The following is a 16,153-nucleotide window of genomic DNA, read 5'->3' as shown; positions in this document are numbered from 1 at the left end:
TAGTAGGCATTGTCAGGTTCTGCTCCTCGTTCTAAATCTTCCCTAGCTAGAGTTGTGGAACCCATACTTTTAATTTTTAAACCCAATTCTACCACCAAAATCCGTATAAATAATCCGATTAATTCTCGATAAAACTCGTGTTCTTCTAGGGGCATAGTAATCTCTAAAGTGCCACGATCATAAAATAAATGGGCGCGATTATTTTCCCCTAGTGCCTGTAAAATTTGCTGATAGGATAGCCAATTGAGATGATAAAAAACTACCCGTTTCTCACCCCTAATTTGCTCAGTATTTAACTCCAGAGGAACTGTCACCATAACTGCCCCGAAAAGCGAAATTTATGCCAAAAAAAAGGGGGTTGACTCACCCCCTGATCATCTTATCAAACCAGTGCTGGAACCTGGGGCCAACGCCCGATCGTCTTACCAATGACCGCTAACTCCTGAGTTAATCGATCGAATCGGTCGGGGGTCAAGGATTGCGGCCCATCAGATAGGGCCTTCGCCGGGTTAGGATGTACCTCGATCATCAAGGAATCGGCCCCGGCTGCCAGGGAAGCCATGGCCATGGTCGGGACATATTCCCATTTACCCGTACCGTGGCTAGGATCGATCATGATCGGCAGGTGAGTTAAAGTTCTTAAAACGGGAATACAGGATAAATCTAGGGTATTGCGAGTATATTTACTGTCAAAGGTGCGGATACCGCGTTCGCAGAGAATGACATTGCTATTTCCTGCCGCGAGGATATATTCTGCCGCCATCAACCAATCTTCAATAGTGGCCGCCATGCCGCGCTTGAGTAGGACCGGTTTCGGTTGCGCCCCAACTTTTTTCAGGAGGGAAAAATTCTGCATATTGCGCGCCCCCACTTGCACCACGTCGGCTATTTCGACAATCTTATCGAGATCCGCTGCGTCCATTACTTCCGTGATAATACCCAAACCACTGGCATCTCTAGCCGCCGCTAGTAATTCCAAAGCGCTTTCCCCGTGACCTTGGAAAGCATAGGGAGAAGTGCGGGGTTTGTAGGCACCACCGCGGAGGAATTGCGCTCCGGCTGCCGCCACTCGTTTGGCAGTTTCCACGATCATCGCTTCATTTTCCACCGAACAGGGGCCGGCGACAATGCTAACGGTATGATTTCTGCCGATGGGGATAACACCGTTAGGAGTGGGGACTAAAACCTCGCTGTATTCGCCGTGACGGTATTCTAAAGAGGCGCGTTTGAAGGGTTGTTCGACTCGCAGGACGGTTTCGATCCAAGGGCTTAATTCTTGGATTTGTAGGGGGTCTAATTCCCTGGTTTCTCCGACTAAACCGATGACAACTTTATGCTTACCGACGATTTTTTCGGGACTTAATCCCCATGCCTCGAATTCGGCACTGACGCGCTCGATTTCAATTTCCGGGGAACCAACTTTCATGACAATAATCATGGCATTAACCTTTTATTTTTTTCTTTAATCTCTATTGTTGACGATTTCTAGAGGTTATCTATTTTTCTTCCACTTCTTTTTTGCCGGACCGCCATGCGGCGATCGTTCTGCCAAAATTAGCTTGAAATTCTTGCCATCCTAGCCAATCCCCCACCCGCTCCTCATCCCAAGAAGCGGAGAAGATGCCATAACTCAGACCGATGAAACCTAGACCAAATAGGCTTAAACTGACGAGCATGGCGACGTAGGAAGGGATTTCGAGAAGATCGTGGCTAATAATCCAGTAGAAGCCAAAAAAGGAAGCTATCCCCAGTGCCGTCGGCAGGCCACAAAATACCGCCATCCGTTTGGCCATCCGTTGACTGACCACTTGCGGAATCGCCTTTAAGCTGGTTTCCTCGGAGCGATTTTTTAGGGGCGGTGGCACGGGACTAGGGGCAATTTTCGGGGTTTTTCGCTTATTTTGGCGCGGCTCAAAGGGGAGACGTTCTTTTTTCTCCGTCGATTTCGATTCAGAGGCCATGGTAGGGATGCAAAGGGGGTATGCTTAACGGCGAATTCCGAGACGACCAATCAGGGTTTGATAACGTTGTTGATCTTTCTTCTGGATATAGGTTAACAGTCCCCGACGACGACCGATCATCTGGAGTAATCCCCGACGGGAAGCATGGTCTTTCGGGTTAGCTTTCAGGTGTTCGGTCAGTTGGTTGATTCTCTCGGTTAAGAAAGCTACCTGTAACTCCGATGATCCTGTATCGGTTTCGTGGGCCTGATATTGGCTGATTAGTTCTTGTTTTTTGGTCTGGGTTAAGGCCATAGGACTCGTGATCTCTGCTTAAACACTGCAATCTATCATAGTATCACGTTTCTGGTCGATCCGTAAACATTGTTCGGGAGGCAGGAGATAGGGTGATAGGGTGATAGGGTGATAGGTTTTGGGGTGATAGGGTGATGAGACAGCTTCCCCACCTCCCCACTTCCCCACTTCCCTATCTACCCCACTTCATAATCCATAATTCCCACACCCCACACCCCACACCCCACTTCCCCACTTCCCAATTCCCAATTCCCCAATTCCGCAAATCATGGCAAAATCTTAGACATAGCGTCTAACTTACCCTGAAGATTCCATGCTGTTAAAATCCACGACCCGTCATATTCGCATTTATACGGCTGAAGTAAAAAATAATCAATTAATCGAGAGTAACAATGTCTTGACTCTTGATGTGGATCCCGATAATGAATTTAATTGGGAAGAAGTGGCTCTCAATAAGGTTTATAGTAAGTTTGATGAATTGGTAGAATCCTACAATGGGGAAGAACTGAGCGAATATAATCTCCGTCGCATCGGTTCAGATCTAGAACATTTTATCCGTTCTCTCCTGCAAAAAGGGGAAATTAGCTATAATCTCAACGCCAGAGTGCAGAACTATAGTATGGGTTTACCGAAATTAGGGTGAACGATTCCGCGTCAGTCCCCACCCGGACACCTAGGGGGGTGGGGAATTTGCCTCGCGGCAATGAAGCGAACAATTGCCCGTCACTCATCCCTAATAATCGGATTGATTGAAATGTACCTTAAGTCCCACTTTCCGCACTTCTTAACAGCCTACAATCCTTTACCAGTAAGGACTATAGCGACAATGATTGATTTTTATCCAAGTGAAGAATTGTAATTTTTTTTCTTAGAAAAAACCAATTATTGAAAATGTTCTCAATAGTAGTTTCTACAGTGAAGGTTTTTCGTCAAAACAGTTTGGGGAATGTAAAGATATATAAAAGTATATGAAGATAGGCGGAATGTCGGTTAAATCGACAATAGCAGACAGTGCCGGTGCCGAGCAGCTAAAACTTAATAAAAAGGCGATAAAACTTAATAATGTCCAAAACAGCTAATTATGCCCCTCGTTGGCTCTCTGGTTGGTGAAAGCAAAATCTAGGCTAATCCGATAATAACCTGCTTGCAAATCCTGCTAGGGTGGTTTTATCTGTTAAAATTTCTTGTCGTCGTGAAGTAAAGCGGGAAGAGTATGCGAATTCTATTTGTGGGTGCCGAGGCCGCCCCAATTGCCAAAGTTGGGGGAATGGGGGACGTAATTGGGGCATTACCGAAAGTCTTGCGTCAGCTAGGTCATGACGTGCGGATTTTTCTACCCTACTACGGTTTTCTCCAGGAAAAAATGGACATCCCTTCCGAACCCATTTGGTCAGGATTCGCCATGTTTCATGATTTTTTAGTCTATGAGACGGTTTTACCCGATACGGATATTCCTCTCTACCTCTTTGGTCATCTAGCTTTCTCTGGACGCAATATCTACGGAGGCGAAGATGAGGCCTGGCGATTTACCCTATTTGCGAATGGTGCGGCGGAATTCGCTTGGAATTACTGGAAACCGCAAGTTATTCACTGTCATGATTGGCATACGGGCATGATTCCCGTCTGGATGCACCAAGACCCCGATATTAGCACCGTTTTTACTATCCATAATCTCGCCTACCAGGGCCCTTGGCGGGAGGCATTAGAAAAAATGACTTGGTGTCCTTGGTATATGCAGGGCGATAATACCATGGCCGCGGCGGTTCAATTTGCTAATCGCGTCACTACCGTTTCTCCCACCTATGCCCGTCAAATACAGACCCCCATTTATGGCGAAAATTTAGAGGGATTATTGTCCTATATTTCCGGCAATCTGGTGGGGATTGTCAACGGCATCGATACGGAGGTGTATGACCCGGCTAAAGATGTTTATCTTAAGCAGAATTTTACCCCAGAAACCATCGAAAAACGTCTGATCAATAAAATTGCCCTGCAAGAAGAAGTGGGGCTACAGGTCAGTAAAAGTGCCTTTGTCATGGCGATGGTGACGCGTTTGGTGGAACAAAAAGGTATTGATCTAGTGATGCAAATTTTAGATCGCTTTCTCACCTATACTGATGCTCAATTGATTATTTTAGGTACAGGCGATCGCTATTATGAAACCCAACTGTGGGAGATGACTTCCCGTTTCCGGGGGCGAATGTCCCTGCATCTTCTCTATAGTGATGCCCTTTCCCGTCGCATCTATGGGGGGGCCGATGCTTTGTTAATGCCTTCCCGTTTTGAACCCTGCGGCATTTCCCAATTAATGGCCATGCGTTATGGTTGCATCCCCATGGTACGCCGCACCGGTGGTTTAGTCGATACGGTATCTTTCCACGACCCAATTCAGGAAAAAGGAACAGGATTTAGTTTCGATCGCTATGAACCTTTAGACCTGTTTACCTGTATGATCCGGACTTGGGAAAGTTTCCGTTATAAACAGGATTGGCAAAAACTACAGCAACGGGCAATGACTCAAGATTTCAGTTGGTATAAATCCGCTTTGGAATATCTCAAAATCTACAAACAAATCACCGGACAATCGGATCAATTATCCGATGAGGAAAAAGATAAATTGGTCGCCCTGACTAGCAGTTAAAGCCTCCTTGAGTAGGGGTGAAGAGATATCACCCCTACTGGCTAGAAATTAACCGGTGATGGCGTTGAGAAGAACTTCCGCTAGGGTCATATCTTCCATATCATCGATAGTAATCGTGTCAACGATATCGAATTTGGCCCCCGCCGATTCTAGTTGATCGTCTAAAGCTTTAAGAAATTCGGTCGCTTGTCGATCATGGCCTACTTGAATCAGAGAAATGGCTAATTCTTGATCGCTATCGAGTTTTCGAGAAGCTTCGATAATTTGACGCATCACCGCTTTGCGATCATCTGGTTCTCCGTCGGTAATCACCAGAATAGTTTCTCCGTTGGGTTTAGTTTTGCCAGCAGTTTTGCGCTGAAAATAATTATCAAGGGCATCTTGCAGCACAGCTGCTAGGTCTGTCCTCCCCATGGGTTCATTTTCTTGATAAATTCGTGTCACCTTATCGGAAGTAACATTATCATAGCGTCGGAAACGTCCAGAGAAAAGATAGATGGTGATGCCGTCCGGATCGACTTCCTCGCACTTTCTAGCCAAGGCGAGGGTGGATTCTTGGGCAATTTGCCAACGGGTTTTCTCGCTGGGTTTATCAGCAGTGGACATACTGCCACTTTTGTCAATAATCAGAGTATAATCTCTGTCCTGTACAACACTTTCACTGGCCATAGGGGCTATACCTCCAAGCAATTTGCGCTCGTCCTAGTCTAATAATTATTAAACTCTAGGATGGAAACTCTTCCTCGATCGACTAGGGTTTTTTAACTATTGGGGGGAGGAGACAGCGCCCCCAACAGCAGAAACTATCGCCAGAAAACCGGTCGGGCTAAAATGAAAAAAGTATGAAAATTATTGCTTAACCCGATATTGTTAAATTAGCCGATGAGTGATAGCAAATCGATCGCCTCAACCGAGAAAAAGCCAGATCATCCACCTTCTTGGAGTTTTTGGACGGTGTTTAGTTCCACCTTCCTAACCATATTTTTTGCTGAAATCGGCGATAAAACCCAATTAGCCACCCTTCTCATCAGCGCCGAATCCAGATCCCCCTGGGTGGTTTTTGCCGGGGCAGCCACCGCTTTAATCGCTACCAGTCTCCTCGGTGTCCTGATCGGTTATTGGATTGCCCGTCGTCTTTCCCCCAAAACCTTAGATATCGGTGTCGCTATCCTTCTACTTTTGATCACTGGTTTACTGATCGGCGATATTCTCTAATCAATCAGTATTCAGGAGTCGGTCGTCAGGAGACTCCGAGACAGGAGATAGGGTGATAGGGTTTTGGGGTGATAGGGTGATGAAACAGCTTCCCCATCACCCCACTTCCCCACTTCCCCACTTCCCCACCTCCCCATCACCCATCTCCCTAGAATTTATGAATTGGCAATTATTCGGACTGACATTTATCACGGTTTTTTTGGCAGAAATCGGCGATAAAAGTCAATTAGTAGCGATCGCTCTCGGTGGCAGTTCCAAATCACCTAAAGCTGTCTTTTTTGGCTCAATTACCGCCTTAATCTGCACCAGTTTCTTAGGAGTCCTTGCGGGCGGCAGTATGGCGCAGTTATTCCCCGCTAAGATATTAAAAGCGATAGCGGCCATTGGTTTTGCGCTGCTTGCTGTCCGGCTGCTTTGGCCAGATTCGGATTGATAATTGGGTTGGGCTGAATATTACTGGAAGCCTTACTAGAAAACGGTTTTGGCACTTTTTCCAGGCACGCGAGGCTATTGTGTTACTATAAACCTCTTGCGTAATTAATTTTTGATGGTTCAAAAACGGCAAAAATAAGGATTAAATCGCATAAAGTATGTAAATATAGCGTTTCCCAATCTCATGAGGTACACCAAAATCTTAACTCCTGAATCCTGAATCCTGACTCCTGACTCCTGACTCCTGACTCCTCAAAACCTAAGACTTTGTACCTCACAACTATGGAAATTGCAATAGACCATTTAATTGATTATTATTCATTCTTAATTCTCCCGACTCCTGCCTCCTGTCTCCTGACTCCTGCCTCCTGTCTCCCGACTCCTGATAGCTAAAAAACTTAGGTAAATTCCAGAAAAATCATTAATTTTTTCTAAAAAAGTAGCGAAAACTACAAAAAACATCCAAAAAGTAGCGAAAATCACAAAAAATCTGCTAACCTAGCCGTAATATCACACAGATATTCGTAGAAAGATTCCCGAAAATCTCCTCAGCAAAAACATCCGTGTGAAGTAGCTAATATTGTCAGCGAGGTTAGTTCAAGATCATCATGTCAAATTTAGGACGACGTAAATTTCTCCTGTACGGTTCTGCCGCTTTGGGAACCAGTATTCTGTTAAAAGCTTGTGGTGGCAATCAAAGCCAAACCCCCACGGCTAGTCCTAGCCCGGCTGCTAGTCCCGCCCCAGCTTCTGGAGAGACAATTAAGGTGGGTATTCTGCACTCCCTCAGTGGCACCATGGCCATCAGTGAAACCAGCGTAGTTGATGCGGAAAAACTGGCGATCGAGGAAATCAATGCCGCGGGTGGTGTTCTTGGTAAACAGATTGAGGCAGTGGTGGAAGATGGCGCTTCCGATTGGCCAACTTTTACCGAAAAAGCCACCAAACTGATCGATCAGGACAAAGTTGTGACTGTCTTCGGTTGTTGGACTTCCGCCAGTCGTCAGGCAGTTTTACCCGTGTTTGAAGCAAAAAACCATATGCTCTGGTATCCCGTCCAGTACGAGGGTCAAGAGTGTTCTAGAAATATCTTTTACACCGGTGCTGCCCCCAACCAACAGATCGAGCCGGCAGTGACTTGGTTGCTGGAAAATAAAGGGAAAAAATTCTTCCTCGTCGGTTCCGACTACGTTTTTCCCCGCACTGCCAACACGATTATTAAAGAGCAGTTAAAGGTGAAAGGCGGAGAAACCGTGGGCGAAGACTATCTACCCCTAGGTAACACGGAAGTTACCCCGATTATTACCAAAATTAAGCAAGCTTTACCCGATGGTGGCGTTATTTTCAACACCCTCAACGGTGACAGTAACGTGGCTTTCTTTAAACAACTGCAAGCGGCCGGTTTAACTCCCGATAAATATCCGGTCATGTCGGTGAGTGTTGCCGAGGAAGAAGTTAAACAAATCGGTAAGGAATATCTCCTCGGTCAGTACGCTTGTTGGAACTATTTCCAAACCGTAGATACCCCCGCTAACAAAAAATTTGTTGCGGCTTTTCGAGCTAAATTCGGTCAGGAGCGCGTCACTAACGACCCCATGGAAGCGGCCTACATCATGGTCTATCTCTGGAAGCAAGCGGTAGAACAAGCGGCAACCGCCGATGATCTCGACAAAGTTCGCGCCGCCGCCATCGGACAAAAATTCGATGCTCCCGAAGGACCGGTGGAAATGTTCCCCAATCATCATATCTCCAAAACCGTCCGCATTGGTCAGGTGAGAGATGATGGTCTATTTGACATCATTTGGTCAACTCCGGGGGTGGTGGATCCGCAACCTTGGAACCAATTTGTCCCCGAAACTAAGGGCTTTGCCTGTGACTGGACTGATCCGGCTAAGGGCGGTAAATTCAAAATGGAAAAATCCTAGTTTTAGGAGTTTTTCCAGACAATAACGAGAGTGAGGTGGGCATTACTGCTCACCCCACTTTTTAAAGCTTAAAAATGCACGGGAATAACGAAAAGTGTCAGCATTATTAGAAGGATTATTTAATGGTATTAGCATCGGTTCTGTGCTATTGCTGGCCGCTTTAGGACTAGCGATTGTTTTCGGACTGATGGGGGTGATTAATCTCGCTCACGGTGAGTTAATGATGTTAGGGGCCTACAGTACTTTTGTGGTGCAGAATATCTTTAAAGGTTTCGGTTCTCCCCTCTTTGATACTTATGTTTTATTCGCCCTACCGATCGCTTTTTTAGTGTCGGGATTGGCGGGATTATTATTAGAAAGGGGGGTGATTAGGTTCCTCTACGGCAGACCCCTAGAAACGCTGCTGGCCACTTGGGGAGTCAGCTTAATTCTGCAGCAATTTGTCAGAAGTGTCAACGGGTTATTAGTAATTAGTTTAATAGTTTTCTGTCTGTTATTTTTTGGGGCGATGACGGTGTTAAGTCGTCGCCTAGATTGGGAGAGAATTCGCAATTTAGCTATTGGTATCACCCTGCCTTTATCCCTAGCTATCGCTGGATTATTAGGCTATCTTTTATCTTTTAATCCCGTTCTTGCTAAACCCTGGTTTAGTGCCAGAAACGTCGATGTCACGGCTCCTGCTTGGTTACGGGGAGGTTTACCTTTACCCGGTTTTCAAATGCCCTACACCCGTCTATTTATTATCATTTTAACTGCCATTTGTTTGTTAGGAACCTATTGGTTTTTAAATAAATCTTCTTGGGGTTTACGCATTCGTGCCGTCACCCAAAATCGCCAGATGAGTGCCTGTTTAGGCATTCCCACTAATCAAGTGGATGCTTTGACTTTTGCCCTCGGTTCGGGATTAGCTGGAGTTGCCGGTTGTGCGATTAGTTTTTTGGGTTCCGTCGGTCCAAATGTGGGACAAAATTATATCGTTGATACCTTCATGGTAGTGGTGGTGGGGGGAGTGGGTAATCTCCTAGGAACTATTATCGCAGCCATGGCCATTGGTGTGGCTAATTATTTAATTGGTTCGGGAACTTTTGCTCTGATTTTTGGTTCCGTGGCAGCACTAAAACCCCTAACGGATTTATTCACCTTTTTCTCCACCACTAGCATGGCAAAAGTGATGATTTTTGCTTTAATTATTGCTTTCTTGCAATTCAAACCTGCGGGAATTTTTCCTCCTAAAGGACGTACTGCCGAGTTATAGATTATGATTACCGAAACCATCACTAGAAACGAATCCCGACAACGGGAAAAGAAAAAGTTAATCACGGAAATCGCTGTTATTGTTGGTTTAGTGGTCATCTTTGCGGTGTTGCTGCCCTTAGCTTTGTCGGCTTTCCGCTTGCGTTTATTGGGGCGATTTCTTTCCCTTGCTATTGTCGCTTTGGGGATAGATTTAATCTGGGGTTATACGGGTTTATTAAGTCTTGGTCATGGTATTTTTTTCGCCCTCGGTGGTTATGCTCTTGCCATGTACCTAAATCTTCAGTTACCCCCCGGACAAATGCCCGAATTTTTTACTCTCTACGGGGTGACAGAATTACCTTTTATTTGGCAACCTTTTTATTCCCTACCTTTGACAATTCTAGCCCTAATTATCGTACCAGCGATCGTGGCAGGATTATTGGGTTATTTAATCTTCCGCAACCGCATTAAAGGGGTTTATTTCTCGATTTTGACCCAAGCGGCTTTACTGGTATTTTTTAACTTTTTTAACGGTCAACAAAAGTTAATTAACGGCACTAATGGCTTAAAAACCGATACCCAAACAATTTTCGGGTTACTGGTGGGTTCCGATGCCGTTCAAGTGGCCTTTTATTTACTCACAATTGTCTGTTTACTGGCTATTTATCTACTCTGTCGTTGGTTAACTACGGGCAGATTTGGGCGCTTGTTAGTCGCCATTCGCGATGATGAGGTGCGTGTCCGTTTTTCCGGTTATGATCCTACTTGGTTTAAGGTGTTAGTTTTTGGCATTTCTGGGGCGATTGCTGGTGTTGCCGGCGCTCTTTATACCGTGCAAACGGGAATTATCACCCCTAACTCTATGGATGTGGCTTTTTCCATTGAAATGGTGATTTGGGTGGCTGTGGGGGGACGTGCTACTCTTGTGGGGGCAGTTGTCGGTACTTTATTAGTACGCCTAGCCCAAACTTTTTTAAGCGAACAATTTCCGGAAGTCTGGGTATTTTTCCAAGGGGCCCTATTCCTAATTGTGGTGACAGTGCTTCCCGATGGTCTTCTCGGTGGAATTAAACGTTTGCTGACTCATTTTGGTTTCCGCAAAACTTTAATTACCTATCCTAGTATTGAGGAAGCTCCGGAAGTGCAACTGGAAAGAGAAGAATTAGAGCATAAGTGACCTTATTCTGTTAGTATTCTCCGAGTCAGGAGACAGTAATCAGTAATCAGTAATCAGTAATCAGTTTTTTTCCCCCTGCTCCGGCACTCCCCACTTCCCCAATTCCCCACTTCCCCACTTCCCCACTTCCCCACTTCCCACTTCCCCACTCCCTCTTAGAAATTATGACTGGAAAAATCTTAGAAATCGAGAATCTTACCGTTAGTTTTGGGGGTTTTAAAGCTCTCAATAATCTTAATTTCAGTATGGATACGGGAGAATTGCGGGTGATTATCGGTCCCAATGGTGCGGGAAAAACCACTTTTTTAGATGTGATTACGGGGAAAGTGCAACCCACCATCGGACGGGTATTATTTAAAGGTCGAGATCTCCGCAAAATTCCTGAATATGCGATCGCTCGTTTAGGTATTGGTCGCAAATTCCAAACTCCTAGGGTATATTTAAATCTAACTGTCCGAGAAAATCTCGATTTAGTTAGCAACCGTAATAAAAATGTTTTCTCAACTCTTTTCGGTCGTCCTCCTCTAGAAGATAGCAGAAAAGTTATTGGTTTATTGGAAACTATCGGGTTAACTGCTAAAGCTGATTTATCCGCTTCTTTACTGTCCCACGGCGAAAAACAACGCTTAGAAATTGGCCAATTAGTGGCCCAGTCACCAGATTTACTGCTAGTAGATGAACCCGTGGCAGGATTAACCGATGAGGAAACGGAAAACGTGGGTAATTTGTTATTAAATCTAGCGGAAAGTCATTCGATTATTGTCATTGAACACGATATGGAATTCGTCCGTCAAATTGCCCGCAAAGTCACGGTTTTACACCAAGGAACTGTTCTATGTGAGGGGAATATGGAGCAAATTCAAAATGATCCGAAAGTTATTGAAGTTTATCTAGGTTCCTCGGAAGAATAAAGAATCAAACGATTAAAATTAGTTAAAAAGGGTTGACAATGTTACACATATCTGATCTCAATGTTTACTACGGAGAAAGTCATATTTTAAGAGATGTTGACCTTAACATTAATGCGGGAGAAATGGTCTGTTTAATCGGACGTAATGGCGTGGGTAAAACTACCCTATTAAAAACCTTGATGGGTATCTTAAAACCGCGAGCGGGAACAATTAATTATGAGCAACAAAACCTCATTAATAAAACCTCAGATCAAAGAGCCAGATTAGGACTGGGTTATGTGCCGCAGGGGAGGGATATTATTCCCCGTTTAACGGTAAAAGAGAATTTAATTCTCGGTTTGGAAGCTTTACCCACAAGGAGAAAAAATGCCACAATTCCCGAAGAAATCTTCGATTTATTTCCCGATTTAAAAACCATGTTATTGCGGATGGGAGGAGATTTAAGTGGTGGACAACAACAGCAATTAGCCATCGCTCGCGCCTTAGTGGGGGAACCAAAATTATTAATTTTAGATGAACCCACGGAAGGAATTCAACCGTCAATTATTCTCGAAATTGAAGCAGCGGTGCGGCGTATTGTTGCCAGTAAAGGAATCGCCGTTTTATTAGTAGAACAACACCTGCATTTTGTCCGCCAAGCTGATCGATATTACGCCATGCAAAAAGGGGGAATTGTTGCTTCCGGTTTCACGAGCGAATTAAGTCAAGAAGTCATTCAGCGATTTTTGGCAGTTTAAACTTAACTTTTTCCTTGATATATGACTCAAATAGTCGTAATTGGTGGCGGGGCAGCGGGATTTTTTGGCGCAATTAAAGCGGCAGAATCTAACCCAAAAGCTGGCGTTACTATTCTAGAAGCTGCAAAAGAACCTCTGGGGAAAGTGCGGATTTCGGGAGGGGGACGCTGTAATGTCACCCATCATTGTTTTGATGTTTCCCAATTGGTTAATTATTATCCTCACGGTGGCAAAGCACTACGGGGAGCTTTTAGTCGGTTTCAACCCCAAGATACTATTAAATGGTTTGAATTGCGGGGGGTAAAACTAAAAACAGAAGCGGATGGGCGAATGTTTCCCAGCACCGATAATTCTGAAACTATTGTTAATTGTCTGCGGGAAAGTGCGACTTTTGCTGGGGTTAATTTAAGGCTAAATTCCCCAGTTAAATCGGTAAAAAAACAGGAAGAAAGTTTTTTGATTGAATTAAAAAGAGAGGAGCAAATTAGGGCAGATAAGCTTTTAATTGCTACGGGAAGTAGTCCTTTTGGTTATCGCACCGCTCAAGATTTAGGTCATTCTCTAGTCTCTCCTGTCCCTTCTTTATTTACCTTTCAAATTGCCGATCCTCGTCTGAAAGATTTGTTAGGGGTTGCTGTAGATAAAGTGCGAGTTCGTCTTGGGGGAAGCAAATTAGAACAAATCGGACCCTTGTTAATTACCCATTGGGGAGTCAGTGGACCGGCTATTTTAAAACTTTCTGCTTGGGGAGCGCGGTTACTTCACGAGCATCATTACCGAATGCCTTTAATCATTAATTGGTTGGGGGATTATCATCCTGAAAAATTGCGAGAAATTATCTTACAAACTAAAAGTGAATATCCCAAAAGAAAACTTTTTAATCATTGTCCCTTTGAGCAGTTACCTAAGCGTCTTTGGCAGAGTTTATTAAGTTACTTGACTGTTCACTCGGAAACTCCCTGGGCCGAATTATCTAAAAATACTCTCAATCGATTAATGATTGAATTACAGCAAGGGGAATATCAAATCAAAGGAAAAGGGGTGTTTAAGGAGGAATTTGTCACCTCTGGGGGAGTGAATCTTCAGGAAGTGGATTTTAAAACTATGGAAAGCAAAATCTGTCCGGGGTTATATTTTGCCGGGGAGGTACTAGATATCGATGCAGTCACGGGGGGATTTAATTTTCAAAGCGCTTGGACCACTGGTTATCTCGCCGGACAAGCCATGGGCAATAGAAGGGTGTAGGAAGCACCGGAGAGGGGGAAGTGGGGAAGTGGGGAGCCTTTTTTCAGTAAACAGTAAACAGTGAACTGAAAACTCACATCTGACAACTGATAACTGATTACTGATTACTGATTACTGATTACGCCACCAACAAACTTTTTGCCGCAAACTCTAGTTGATAACCGATTCCTTGATGCTGTTATTCCCAAATTGGACCGGCTGCAATGATTTCTTGGGAGGCAGTGGTAAATTGACGGAAATTTTCCACGAAACGATGGGCCAATTCTCGCGCCTGTAGGTCGTAGGATTCGCCATCTTGCCATGCTTGTCGCGGGTCGAGGATTTTTTTGGGAACTCCGGGGACAATTTCGGGGACGAGAACTTGAAAGATGGGATGAGGATGGAAAACGACTTCCTCTAAATCGCCATTTAAAGCGGCGGAAACCATAGCGCGGGTGTGTTTGATCGAAATACGATCGCCGACTCCGTAGGGACCGCCGGACCAACCAGTATTAATCAGATAAACGGAGGTTTCGGGGTGTTGTTCTAAACGTTCCCCTAACATTTGGGCATAGACGAGGGGTGACAGAGGGAAGAAACATTGACCGAAACAACTGGAAAAAGTCACCTGTGGGGCTGTGATTCCCCGTTCCGTTCCCGCTAATTTGCTAGTATAGCCGGAGAGGAAATGATACATCGCCTGGTTCGTGGTTAATTTGGCGATTGGTGGCAGTACCCCAAAAGCATCGGCAGTTAAGAAGATAATAGTTTTCGGGTGGGTTCCCATGCCAGATACGGCACAATTAGGGATATAACGCAGGGGATAGGCGGCGCGGGTGTTTTCGGTCAAACGTCCATCATCGTAGTCGGGAAGGCGATTATCGGGGGAAAGGATCACGTTTTCGAGAATAGTGCCAAATTGAATCGCCGCCCAGATTTGGGGTTCGTATTCGGCACTTAAACGGATGGTTTTAGCATAACAACCGCCTTCAAAGTTAAAAATGCCGTCTTCTGACCAACCGTGTTCATCATCACCGATGAGGCTGCGTTTAGGATCGGCGGAAAGGGTGGTTTTACCCGTACCGGAGAGACCGAAAAAGAGGGCCGTATGACCGTGTTTATCCATGTTAGCGGCACCGTGCATCGGTAAAACCCCTTGTTTGGTCATCAGGTAGTTCATCATCGAGAAGACGGATTTTTTGATTTCGCCAGCGTAGCGAGTGCCACCGATGAGAACGATTTTTTTTGCTAGGTTGAGGACGATAAAGGCTTCGCTGTTCAGGTCGTCATCTTCGGGATCTCCCTGTAACCCCGGCAGGGCAATCACGGTAAAATCAGTTTGATGGGCAGCTAGTTCGATCGCACTGGGCCGGAGGAATAACTGATGGGCAAAGAGGTTATGATAGGCGATTTCGGTGACAACGCGCACGCCAAAGCGACAATTAGGATCGGACCCGACGTAACCATCGAAGATATATAGGTCTTTTCCCTGTACATAGGCGAGGACTTTTCGGTATAACTGCTGGAATTTTTCCTCGCTAATCGGGGCATTATGCTGATTCCAGTCGATTTCCTTTTCGCTATTGGCTTCTTTGACAATGAATTTATCTTTGGGGGAACGACCGGTATATTTACCCGTTTCCACCACTAAAGCCCCATTATCGGCTAAAACGCCCTCATGACGTTCGATCGCCTGTTCGACTAATTGCGGTACGGAAAGATTGCGATAAACGCGACCGAGATTTTTCATGCCTAGGTTTTCGAGGCCGTAGGTGGGATGAAATTGATTTTCTAATTCGTAGTGGAAATTGACGTTCTCCACGCGATCGGGCAAGGGACAAGAGATACTATCATTGGTCAGCGTGTGTAGAGTCGGCATAACCCCAATTCTCCTGATAATTTAGTTGTCGGTTTAGAGCTAAGTTCCAGGTCTCTGATTAGTGCAGTTATAGAAACTAGAAAAACTCCGTTCTCTGTCTTTTTTCACTCCCAGACACCTAAGAAGCTATATTGATTAGTTTATTTGACGATATTTGCCTGATTAATCTGGTCTTTTGCTGTCGGTAAAGCCAATCTTAGAGCGGTAATTCAGGATTTATTGCCTATTTACCCGTCATCTCCCAGTCAGGGGTTTTACCTTTTCCCTCTTGCCGATCTAACTGCTTTTTTTAGCTATTTTTAGTCTATCTGTACAATAGGATACAGACGATGTTTTTTTTACAAAAGTTAACAGCTAAACAACATTGGTCAGCTAATCTAGCAGTTAAGTGGGTGGGTGGAATTAAATATAAGATGAACGTAGGTTGGGTTGAAGCATGAAACCCAACGCCCGATTATGTTACGCTACCGCTAACCCATCCTACAAATAATTGTGCCTCCCTACTTAAGCTGCCCGCGAAT

Annotated in this window: 15 protein-coding genes and 1 pseudogene; 10 read left to right on the top strand and 6 right to left on the bottom strand. The window is 44.9% G+C overall.

Annotated features, from left to right (window positions below; all coding sequences use genetic code 11):
• From IM477_RS03295 to rpsO, 4 genes and pseudogenes are all read right to left on the bottom strand, one after another.
• Positions 1–317, bottom strand: a pseudogene (locus IM477_RS03295) (Uma2 family endonuclease); the annotation flags it as partial.
• 65 nt (positions 318–382) lie between these two features.
• Positions 383–1,438 (bottom strand): 3-deoxy-7-phosphoheptulonate synthase, encoded by a 1,056-nt coding sequence (gene aroF / locus IM477_RS03290; RefSeq protein ID WP_002750796.1) that lies wholly within the window; start codon positions 1,436–1,438, stop codon positions 383–385.
• Between the two features lie 58 nt (positions 1,439–1,496).
• The gene (locus tag IM477_RS03285) at positions 1,497–1,961 is read right to left on the bottom strand and encodes a PAM68 family protein (RefSeq protein WP_287730519.1); all 465 of its coding nucleotides are present in this window, start codon (positions 1,959–1,961) and stop codon (positions 1,497–1,499) included.
• Positions 1,962–1,985: 24 nt separating this feature from the next.
• Entirely contained in the window at positions 1,986–2,255 is a 270-nt protein-coding gene (rpsO, locus tag IM477_RS03280; RefSeq protein ID WP_002738807.1) for a 30S ribosomal protein S15, read from the bottom strand.
• A gap of 313 nt (positions 2,256–2,568) precedes the next feature.
• On the opposite strand from rpsO, the gene IM477_RS03275 reads away from it, so the two are divergent.
• Positions 2,569–2,898, top strand: a complete 330-nt coding sequence (locus tag IM477_RS03275; protein ID WP_002738864.1) for an NAD(P)H-quinone oxidoreductase subunit M — start codon at positions 2,569–2,571, stop codon at positions 2,896–2,898.
• A 570-nt stretch (positions 2,899–3,468) separates the two neighbouring features.
• Positions 3,469–4,896 carry a glycogen synthase GlgA gene (gene glgA / locus IM477_RS03270; protein ID WP_287730518.1) on the top strand — a complete coding sequence of 476 codons (1,428 nt, stop codon included), beginning with the start codon at positions 3,469–3,471 and terminating at the stop codon, positions 4,894–4,896.
• A 48-nt stretch (positions 4,897–4,944) separates the two neighbouring features.
• On the opposite strand, the gene IM477_RS03265 is transcribed toward glgA, so the two are convergent.
• A complete protein-coding gene (locus tag IM477_RS03265; RefSeq protein ID WP_287730517.1) occupies positions 4,945–5,565 on the bottom strand; it encodes a vWA domain-containing protein in 621 nt (206 codons plus the stop codon).
• 213 nt (positions 5,566–5,778) lie between these two features.
• Here IM477_RS03265 and IM477_RS03260 point away from each other — a divergent pair, with 213 nt between their 5' ends.
• The 8 genes from IM477_RS03260 to IM477_RS03225 all read left to right on the top strand — a co-directional run bounded on the left by IM477_RS03260 (position 5,779) and on the right by IM477_RS03225 (position 13,774).
• Positions 5,779–6,111: a TMEM165/GDT1 family protein gene (locus tag IM477_RS03260; RefSeq protein ID WP_287730516.1), complete on the top strand. Its 333-nt coding sequence runs from the start codon at positions 5,779–5,781 to the stop codon at positions 6,109–6,111.
• A 157-nt stretch (positions 6,112–6,268) separates the two neighbouring features.
• Positions 6,269–6,544: a TMEM165/GDT1 family protein gene (locus tag IM477_RS03255; RefSeq protein ID WP_002732425.1), complete on the top strand. Its 276-nt coding sequence runs from the start codon at positions 6,269–6,271 to the stop codon at positions 6,542–6,544.
• A 607-nt stretch (positions 6,545–7,151) separates the two neighbouring features.
• Positions 7,152–8,468: an urea ABC transporter substrate-binding protein gene (urtA, locus tag IM477_RS03250; RefSeq protein ID WP_287730515.1), complete on the top strand. Its 1,317-nt coding sequence runs from the start codon at positions 7,152–7,154 to the stop codon at positions 8,466–8,468.
• Between the two features lie 94 nt (positions 8,469–8,562).
• Positions 8,563–9,723: an ABC transporter permease subunit gene (locus tag IM477_RS03245; protein WP_287730514.1), complete on the top strand. Its 1,161-nt coding sequence runs from the start codon at positions 8,563–8,565 to the stop codon at positions 9,721–9,723.
• A gap of 3 nt (positions 9,724–9,726) precedes the next feature.
• Positions 9,727–10,881, top strand: a complete 1,155-nt coding sequence (gene urtC / locus IM477_RS03240) for an urea ABC transporter permease subunit UrtC (protein ID WP_287730513.1) — start codon at positions 9,727–9,729, stop codon at positions 10,879–10,881.
• Between the two features lie 164 nt (positions 10,882–11,045).
• On the top strand, positions 11,046–11,792 hold the full coding sequence (urtD, locus tag IM477_RS03235) for an urea ABC transporter ATP-binding protein UrtD (protein ID WP_002732385.1): 747 nt from the start codon (positions 11,046–11,048) through the stop codon (positions 11,790–11,792).
• Positions 11,793–11,830: 38 nt separating this feature from the next.
• Positions 11,831–12,529 (top strand): urea ABC transporter ATP-binding subunit UrtE, encoded by a 699-nt coding sequence (gene urtE, locus IM477_RS03230; protein WP_287730512.1) that lies wholly within the window; start codon positions 11,831–11,833, stop codon positions 12,527–12,529.
• 21 nt (positions 12,530–12,550) lie between these two features.
• Positions 12,551–13,774, top strand: a complete 1,224-nt coding sequence (locus IM477_RS03225) for a BaiN/RdsA family NAD(P)/FAD-dependent oxidoreductase (RefSeq protein WP_287730511.1) — start codon at positions 12,551–12,553, stop codon at positions 13,772–13,774.
• A gap of 178 nt (positions 13,775–13,952) precedes the next feature.
• Here the strand turns inward: IM477_RS03225 and pckA are convergent, their stop codons facing one another.
• On the bottom strand, positions 13,953–15,632 hold the full coding sequence (pckA, locus tag IM477_RS03220; protein ID WP_287730510.1) for a phosphoenolpyruvate carboxykinase (ATP): 1,680 nt from the start codon (positions 15,630–15,632) through the stop codon (positions 13,953–13,955).
• Positions 15,633–16,153: the final 521 nt, after the last annotated feature.

The sequence above is a fragment of the Microcystis sp. M090S1 genome (genome assembly GCF_020246295.1).
GTDB classification, from domain to species: domain Bacteria; phylum Cyanobacteriota; class Cyanobacteriia; order Cyanobacteriales; family Microcystaceae; genus Microcystis; species Microcystis aeruginosa.
The sequence above is the reverse complement of the archived record's forward strand: the minus strand, read 5'-3'. Positions and strand labels throughout refer to the sequence as shown.